Below are 8,903 nucleotides of genomic sequence, written 5' to 3'. Positions count from 1 at the left end.
GCTTCACCTTTTCGGCCAGTTCATCAATGTTTTGCTCCACTCCCTCGGCCACCGGGAAATAGCCGGCCATGCGTACCACCGCCCCAAATACAGGCGAGTTCCATACCCAGTGATTAGTAAACAGGATGAGCTTCGGATGCTGCATGATCAATACCAAAATATCAAGGAATGACTGATGATTACTGATCACTACGGCGGGCTTTTCAAATGTATCTTTATCTATTACCCGCTTGCGTAGGTTAGGCATGATATACATCATCGACCAGCAAAAGCGCGCCAGGATAGCATGATAAACATATTTGCTTCTTTCCCCTTTAAAGGGATTAAGCTTAATCAGCAGCAAACCAATAAGGGATGATAACAGGCAGCCGCTTACAAAATAAGTGAATGCAAAAACTGAGATCACAAAGCCGCTCAGTGTCCAGGGGAAACGCTTTTTCTGCACCCTGTTTTTGATGAGGATATTGAACAGGAACGGGATTAAAATCTGCGCCATCACCACTACGCAAACTATCCCGATAATAGAGATCAACGCTATTGACCGCAAAGCCGGGTGTTTGGCAAATATCAGCACACCCAAACCCGCCACCGTAGTAATGGCAGATAAAAAGATGGATGATTTGTAGGAAGACAGGTTTTTCTTCCCGGTTTTATATTCCTGCAGCAAGCCATCCATAATAAACAGACTGTAATCATCGCCCAAACCAAATATCAGGGCTGATATAATGATGTTCACGATATTGAACTGGATGCCCAGCAGCCCCATCAAACCCAGGATCCAGATCCAGGAAATAAACATCGGGATAAAGGAAACCAGTGTAAGCTCAATGCGCCCGTAAGTGAGCAAAAGCACTGTAAACACCAGCAATGACGACATGATGGCGATACTGGTAAAATCATTATTGATGATACCCACAAACCGGTTGGTCAAATATTGCTTATCAACAACGGTTACATTCGGCGTATTTTCAAACAGACTGTAGATCTTGCTTTTATCCTGCGGCGATATTTTCACCAGCGTGATCACCCCTGCACGACCTGGCTGTTCGGTAATATAATCGTCCAGCAAGCTTTTGCGGATGCCTGTCATTTCATCCTGCCCAACCACTTTAAAATCTTTATTAATGAGGTCATGGAAATGATCAAAAGCGGCAGGCTTAAATCCCATCGCAGTACCTTCTTTAATGAGCACCGTCATTAATGCCTGCTTTTTAGCCGGCGTCCAATAGCTGTTCCAGCGGGCTATACGGGCTTTTTGTAAGGAGTCGGATATAATGAGTGATGATACGCCCGAGTATTTTTTTACGATGTTTTGTTCTTTCAGCAACTCTATCTGTGCCGATAGTTTTTCGTTGGTACGGAGGGCATCATCCAATGTTTTTCCTTCGGCTAAAAGATAAACCGATTGCAGGGCGTACTTATTAATGGCATTCAGTTTGGCTTCGGATGCCTTGAGCTTATCGGCCATGAAGTTCATGCGGCTCATATCCGTTTCAAAACTCACATTGCGGGCGGTATAGCTGAACACGATGGTCAGTATAACAATGGCCGAAATAATGAACTTATTATACTCGGGGTTGTAGGCTGCTATTTTATCGATCCATGATAGTTTGGCAATATGCTCGTCCTGCTCTTTTTTGGAAGCGATGAAATGCGGAAGGAATACCAGCGAACAAAACGAAGCACCTATTAAACTAAAGGCAGCAAATAACCCAAGGTCCTTCAGCATTTCTGATTCTACAAATTCCAAACAGAAAAACCCGCCAATGGTAGTAAAACTGCCAACAGTTAACGGCATAGCCAGATCGCGGATCACCTGTTCAATACTGCGGGTATGGCGGTAATGGTTAAACACATGCAGCGAATAATTAACCGCAATCCCCAGCACCACCGAGCCCGTACCCAATGCAATAACCGAGATGCTCCCTTTTACAAAATAAACCACCGCCAGCGAAAACAGTGCGCCAAACAACACCGGCACCAAGATCACTACCGGGGCCCGTTTCTTTTTAAAATAAAACCCTAAAAAAACGATCAGGAAAACTACGGTAATTCCCTGCGTAAACATCGAGTCGCGTCGTAACTGGAGCGCGTTGCCTACCGATACGGCAGTTGTACCGAAGTAACTGCAATTGATGGTTGTAAAACTTTTGTTTTGCAGACTATCGATAGTATTGTCCAGTCCTTTCAACAGTACCGCGTTCTCGCCGGTATTATTGGGCGAATATTTTGGTGTGATGAACAGCAGCAGGTTTTTGTGATCTTTGGTCATCACATAGCTGTCATACAGTTCAAAGTTTTCGTCGTATTGCAGCTGTTGCAGTTTTTTCAGGCCGAGGTATGAAATGCCGACCGGGTCGCTGCTGATCATCCCTTTCAAGGCCAGTCCGGCGGGCGAGGTAAGCGTACGCAAATCGCGGGCAAGCGTTTCTTTTACCCTGTCCGGGCGAATGAGGGTATCAATATGCAGGTAATCATGCTCGTTCAGGTAAATGGGCAAGCTTTTATTGATGGTACCAAACAGCTCCATCACCAGGCCGTCATCAACCTTAGCATTGATCTTACTGATGTACGCGGGGAGTTTTTGTTGAATTGTCCCGGTAAACGTATCCGCAAATGAGATGAGGCTATCCGGTTCCTGCTGTGTGGAATCTTTAAGCGAAACCATTACTACCAGCTTATCAACAAATTTGGAGTTTTGGAAAATGTAATTGAGCTTTTCGATCTTTTTATCCTTCGGCAGCACTTTGGAGATATCCTCCTCAAACCTGATCCGCGAAGCAAAAAAACCGACAAGCACGAAGCTCAGCGCAAACACCGTATAAAACAGCGGTTTGCGGGCATTGAAATAATTATAGATGCCTACCAGGATTTTTTCCATGAATTACAACGCGGGGACAGGCCTCCGCTTAAACAGCTTCAATAACGCAAAAGTGAGCAATCCTGCTATAATACCTGCAAAAATTGCCAGCGAAATACTGCCGTAAAGATATTGTTCCAAATGTTCGCCAATGGACTGGAGCGAAATTTTATCCAAAGGGATATCCACATTCCTGCTGCCCATCCACAAACTGCCTGTTTTATAACTCAGGAAAATGATAACCGGGATCATGGGTGCAACGCTGATATGCGCTGCTGTAACTACGATAGCTTTATTGAGCCTGAATAGGAAAGCCAGCGAAATAGCTACTAAAAGCTGGAAACCCCAGATAGGCACTATCCCCATAAAAACCCCGAATGCTACAGATTTAGCTTTAAGTTGCGGCGAATGCTCGGGATTAAAGAACAGGTTTTTCATCATCTGCTTTGCTTTTTTTTTATCAAAAAGCATCCTGAAAAAATCGCGGGGTTTGATATACGCAAAGGTGATGATCACCAATATAGTGTTCAACACGCTGATACGCGAAAAATCCTGGAAAGGCCTAAAATGCGAGATGCGTGTTTCTTTTGGCGCATAGTAAACCGTAACCGGCACCCAATCAATCTTAATGCCCTTCCACGCAGCACGAACGATCACTTCTATTTCAAACTCGTATTTACGGGTAATGTATTTAGTATTTTTGAGCAGGTGAATGGGATACAAGCGGTAGCCTGATTGTGTATCAGGGCATTTAATGCCTGTTTCCACCCAAAACCAAAAATTGGAAAACTTATGTCCGAAACTGCTTTTGCCCGGCACGGATGATTGCTCCATATTACGCGAGCCGATGATCAGCGAGTCTGGCTCCTGTTCCAGCTTTTCGATAAAAGCAGGCAGGTCGCTGGCAAAATGCTGCCCGTCTGAGTCGATAGTTATAGCGTGTTGATAGCCTCGCTCGACAGCAAATTCAAAAGCCTTACGTAAAGCCCAGCCCTTGCCCACATTTTGGGTATAGCTTACACATTGGATTTGCGGGAATGACTGGATAATGGCCTGCGTATCATCAGTTGAGCCATCGTTTACTACGATAACCTGGTCAGTATAAGCCAAAACATCGTTAATGATAGCGGCCAGCGTGCCCTGGTTATTATAGGTGGGTATAATAACGCATACCTGTAATTGTTTAAACTTTGCCTGTATAAGTTGTAAGTTATCCGTCATATATCATTCAATCGCACGTACCGGCTTCAGTCCAGGTTTTTATCAAGGGGGTTTTAGGGTTTACGTTTATTGCTTTACAAAGTTATTGTTTCAGAATAAATTAAACGTTAAATTTTTGCATCTGATATAACCAAATGAAACAGAATCTGCCGAGTCACAAGTCTGCCCCGCACTATCCTGCACACAAGACTTGCGCCAAAGGGGTTAAATTTTTGTGTGGATGCTATAAATCATGTCATTGCGAGGAGCTGACAAGGGTGGCGCATCGGGGCGACGTGGCAATCGCATGCTATACAGGGCGGCCATGCTTCCGTGCGATTGCCGCGCTGCGCTCGCAATGACATATTTGTTGACGATACCTATACGTGCAATACATACTGTCCACAAACCGTTTAATACCCATTCCTAAATCCGAACATTTACCTTATTTTCGCCCTGATTTTGTGGAAAAGAATAATCAAACCTTATTAAATAAAACTGCTGTGCCCATGCTACAGGTTGGAGGAAAGGCTCTTTCGCTGGATGATTTTTACCAGGTGATTTTTAAAAACAGCGCAGTTGTTCCTGATGAGCAGGCGTTGCAAAAGGTGCAAACCAATTTTAATTTTCTTGGTGGCTTTTCATCCAATAAACTCATTTACGGCATCAATACCGGCTTCGGCCCTATGGCGCAATACAAAGTGAGCGATGAAAACCGACTGCAGTTACAGTACAACCTGATCCGCAGTCATGCCTCCGGCGGCGGAAATTTAATGCAGCCACAATTGGTAAAAGCATTGATGCTTGCCCGCCTAAACAGCTTTATGCAAGCCTATTCGGGCGTACATCCTGAACTTACCAATCTCCTTGCCGAACTCATCAACAAAAACGTTACCCCCTGCATATTTGAACACGGCGGCGTGGGTGCCAGTGGCGACCTGGTACAATTAGCCCACCTTGCCCTCGCTTTAATTGGCGAAGGCGAAGTGATTTATAACAACGAGGTACAACCTACCGCTAAGATTTTTGAACAGCTGGGTATCAAACCGCTCAAAATCCATATCCGCGAAGGCTTGGCCATCATCAATGGGACTTCGGCCATGACGGGGATCGGTTTGCTGAATATTATACGTGCTAAAAAACTGCTGGGCTGGTCGGTCATACTTTCGGCCATGATCAATGAGGTGGTTGAGGCTTTTGACGATCATTACTCGTTTGAACTCAACAAGGTGAAACAGCATAAAGGACAAAATGCTATTGCCGCACAGCTTCGTGACATCCTGAAGGATAGCCAAATGGTGCGGAGCCGCTCGGAACATTTATATAATCCCGAAAACCTGGATCAGGAAATATTTGAGGACAAGGTGCAGGAATATTATTCGCTCCGTTGCGTTACGCAGATCCTCGGCCCCATCTATGATACCGTTGCGCAGGCTGAGCAGGTTGTTGTTGACGAGCTTAATTCCGTGAATGATAACCCGGTTATCGACCATGAAAATCATAACATTTTCCACGGCGGCAATTTCCATGGCGATTATGTTTCGCTGGAAATGGATAAATTAAAGATAGCCATTACAAGGCTCTCCATGCTTTCAGAAAGGCAGCTGAATTATTTGCTGAATGATAAGCTCAACCAAAAATTCCCGCCGTTTTTGAATCTTGGTGTGCTTGGCTTCAACTTCGGGATGCAGGGCATGCAGTTTACGGCCACCTCAACCGTTGCCGAAAACCAAACCCTTTCGTACCCGATGTACGTACACAGTATCCCGAACAATAATGATAACCAGGATATTGTAAGCATGGGTTGTAACGCGGCATTGTTAACCAAAAAACTAATCGACAACAGTTTCGAGGTGCTGGCTATCCAGGCCATGACCCTGCTGCAGGCTGTCGATTATCTCAATTGTGCTAACAGACTCTCCACCCAAACCAACAAAGTTTATACAGACTTAAGGGCTATATTCCCTAAATTTATTGAGGATAAACCCAAATACCAGGACCTGCAACAAGTGAAAGCTTATTTTGAAACGGCCGAACTTATTTCCTGAATTATTAAACCTTTTAACACCAAAAACATCATATGAAATGTGCATTAGTAACCGGCGGCTCAAGAGGAATTGGCAGGGCCATTTGCTACAAAATGGCCGCTATGGGTTATTATGTGCTGGTTAATTATAAAGGCAACATTGATGAGGCCAACAACACCCTCGCTCAAATCAAAGCCGACGGCGGCGATGGGGAGCTGTTGCAATTTGATGTGGCCGACAAGAATGATATCCAGCAAAAATTAGGGAGTTGGATTGAAACCAATACCGAAAAGTACATTGAAGTTTTAATAAACAACGCCGGCGTAAAAGACGATGGCCTGATGATGTGGATGACAGATCAGCAATGGGACGGTGTGCTGAACACCAGTCTTAACGGTTTCTTTTATGTTACCCGTTTAGTGCTTAACAGCATGCTGGTTAAAAAATACGGTCGCATAGTAAACGTGGTTTCGCTATCTGGCCTTAAAGGATTGCCTGGGCAGGTAAATTACTCTGCTGCCAAAGCGGGGGTAATTGGCGCTACTAAGGCCCTTGCACAAGAAGTGGGCAGACGTGGGATAACCGTAAATGCCGTAGCCCCTGGTTTTATCGCTACCGACATGACCGCCGGGCTTGATGAAAAAGAACTGAAAGCGCTGGTCCCGCTGAAAAGATTTGGCACCCCCGAGGAAGTGGCACATGCGGTGGGCTTTTTGGCATCGCCGGAGTCGGCTTATATTACGGGCGAGGTGCTTTCAATAAATGGCGGATTGTATTCGTAAAAAAAGAAAATCCGCCGCCGCTCGGCTCCAGCCGAGTGGCAGCTATTAAAGCGGCCTCTGGCCGCCGAAGCGAAAGGAAACTCTCCACACCCTTTGCTCGTTGCAAATGGGCACAAGAAAAGCGAAAGCAGGCCAGAGGCCTGGGGATAATTACCACTCGGCTGGAGCCGAGCGGCGGCAAAGAGAGAAAGCCGAGCGGTGGCAATTGAAATAAGAACAGTAACAAACACAAGGGTAATTAAATCTTAATATAAACTTAATTATAAGCTATTAACATACAGGTATTTTAATAGCCGAAATTTGGAACATTAAAGAAGCGCGATACATACAAAAACAGATTAAGTTTTATTTTTTTGTATTTTTATTGCATTTTGTTGACTATGTACTATCAGTTTTTGCTCAAATATGAATAGGGTTGTGATAACAGGGATGGGTATCTATTCGTGTATTGGGAAAAATCTCGACGAGGTTAAAGATTCTCTTTACGCCGGCAGGTCGGGTATTATATATGATGCCATCCGTAAGGATTTTGGCTACCGCTCTGGCTTAACCGGGGCTGTGGAAAAACCTAACCTTAAAGGAATACTTGATCGCCGGGCGCGTATCATGCTACCCGAACAGGGCGAATATGCTTACATAGCCACGGCACAGGCATTAGAGCAGGCCGGCATCGATGCCGATTATATCGCCAAAACAGATGTCGGTATTTTATATGGTAACGACAGTACCGCCAAAGCCGTAATTGAAACTACCGATGTGATCCGCGAAAAAAAAGACACCATGCTCATTGGCTCCGGTGCGGTGTTCCAAACCATGAACTCTACCGTTACCATGAATTTGGCAACTATATTCAAGCTTCGTGGGGTTAATTTTACCATCAGCGCGGCTTGTGCCAGTGGTTCGCATGCTATTGGCATGGGGTATCACCTCATTAAAAGCGGCATGCAGGATTGTATCATTTGCGGCGGCGCGCAGGAACTGAGCCATTATTCAATGGGCAGTTTTGACGCGCTTTCGGCATTCTCTGTAAAAGAGGCCGACCCGGCAAAAGCTTCCAAGCCATTTGATCGTGACCGCGATGGACTGGTACCAAGCGGCGGCGCAGCTACCGTGATCCTGGAAAGCTTGGAATCGGCATTAAAAAGGGGTGCTACCATTTTAGGCGAGGTTGTTGGCTACGGCTTTTCATCAAACGGGGCACATATCTCCAACCCAACTGTTGACGGGCCTGTTAGGTCTTTGACCATGGCCCTGAAAGATGCCGGGATCCAGGCATCTGAAATTGATTACATCAACGCTCATGCTACCTCCACCCCCGCCGGCGATGCCAGCGAGGCTAAAGCAATTGATGAAGTATTCGGCAGCAGCAAACCACTGGTAAGCTCAACCAAATCCATGACCGGACATGAGTGCTGGATGGCAGGTGCAAGCGAAATTGTGTATTCCATGCTCATGATGCAAAACTCGTTCGTGGCACCCAACATTAACTTTGAAAATCCCGATGAGGATTCGGCCAAGCTTAATATCGCTACCGAAACCGTCGAAAAAAATATAGATGTATTCCTGTCAAACTCCTTTGGGTTTGGCGGCACTAACTCGTCCCTGATTATTAAAAAATATATTTAAACCAGCCATTATGCAAATTGAAGAGATCATTGAAAGAATTAACAGCTTCCTGGCCGAAGAATTTGAGGTAGATGCAGATAAGATGGTACCCACTGCAAACCTAAAAGAAACGCTCGATCTGGATAGCCTCGATTATATTGACCTGGTAGTAGTAATTGAAAGCAATTTCGCATTCAAAGTAAAGCCCGAGGATTTTACGGGCATCGTTACCTTCCAGGATTTTTATGATTACGTACTATCACGCGTACAACCTAAAGAGCTTGCATAATGCCCGCCTGGCAGGGAAAATCAAAAGGAAATCCCCTTGGCTACCGCATTTTTGTTAGTGTTTTAAAAGTGGGAGGTGTTAAGCCTGCCTACTTTATGCTGAGGTTTGTGGCGCTGTATTATTTCCTATTTTCGTGGCAA

Annotated in this window: 6 protein-coding genes; 4 read left to right on the top strand and 2 right to left on the bottom strand. The window is 45.2% G+C overall.

All coding sequences use genetic code 11. From position 1 onward, the window contains the following. Both VF500_RS00815 and VF500_RS00810 read right to left on the bottom strand, forming a co-directional pair. Positions 1 to 2,881: MMPL family transporter (locus VF500_RS00815; protein ID WP_330857853.1), on the bottom strand; the 2,881-nt coding region annotated here is incomplete at its 3' end. Positions 2,882 to 2,884: 3 nt separating this feature from the next. Then, positions 2,885 to 4,081 (bottom strand): DUF2062 domain-containing protein, encoded by a 1,197-nt coding sequence (locus tag VF500_RS00810; RefSeq protein ID WP_330857852.1) that lies wholly within the window; start codon positions 4,079 to 4,081, stop codon positions 2,885 to 2,887. Between the two features lie 443 nt (positions 4,082 to 4,524). On the opposite strand from VF500_RS00810, the gene VF500_RS00805 reads away from it, so the two are divergent. The 4 genes from VF500_RS00805 (at position 4,525) to VF500_RS00790 (ending at position 8,763) form a co-directional block, all read left to right on the top strand. Continuing rightward, positions 4,525 to 6,108, top strand: a complete 1,584-nt coding sequence (locus VF500_RS00805) for an aromatic amino acid ammonia-lyase (RefSeq protein ID WP_330857851.1) — start codon at positions 4,525 to 4,527, stop codon at positions 6,106 to 6,108. Between the two features lie 32 nt (positions 6,109 to 6,140). Beyond that, positions 6,141 to 6,869 carry a 3-oxoacyl-ACP reductase FabG gene (gene fabG / locus VF500_RS00800; RefSeq protein WP_330857850.1) on the top strand — a complete coding sequence of 243 codons (729 nt, stop codon included), beginning with the start codon at positions 6,141 to 6,143 and terminating at the stop codon, positions 6,867 to 6,869. Between the two features lie 405 nt (positions 6,870 to 7,274). Next, complete coding sequence (locus tag VF500_RS00795) at positions 7,275 to 8,495, top strand: beta-ketoacyl-[acyl-carrier-protein] synthase family protein (protein WP_330857849.1); 1,221 nt, start codon at positions 7,275 to 7,277, stop codon at positions 8,493 to 8,495. Positions 8,496 to 8,505: 10 nt separating this feature from the next. Beyond that, positions 8,506 to 8,763: a phosphopantetheine-binding protein gene (locus tag VF500_RS00790; RefSeq protein WP_121232894.1), complete on the top strand. Its 258-nt coding sequence runs from the start codon at positions 8,506 to 8,508 to the stop codon at positions 8,761 to 8,763. Positions 8,764 to 8,903 lie beyond the last annotated feature (140 nt).

Source organism: Mucilaginibacter sp., from assembly GCF_036383575.1.
In the GTDB taxonomy this organism is placed as follows: domain Bacteria; phylum Bacteroidota; class Bacteroidia; order Sphingobacteriales; family Sphingobacteriaceae; genus Mucilaginibacter.
The sequence above is the reverse complement of the archived record's forward strand: the minus strand, read 5'-3'. Positions and strand labels throughout refer to the sequence as shown.

Coding starts and splice junctions, on each gene's coding strand:
- VF500_RS00810 (WP_330857852.1), bottom strand. CDS start 4,081: ATGACGGATAACTTACAACTTATACAGGCAAAGTTTAAACAATTACAG.
- fabG (WP_330857850.1), top strand. CDS start 6,141: ATGAAATGTGCATTAGTAACCGGCGGCTCAAGAGGAATTGGCAGGGCC.
- VF500_RS00795 (WP_330857849.1), top strand. CDS start 7,275: ATGAATAGGGTTGTGATAACAGGGATGGGTATCTATTCGTGTATTGGG.
- VF500_RS00790 (WP_121232894.1), top strand. CDS start 8,506: ATGCAAATTGAAGAGATCATTGAAAGAATTAACAGCTTCCTGGCCGAA.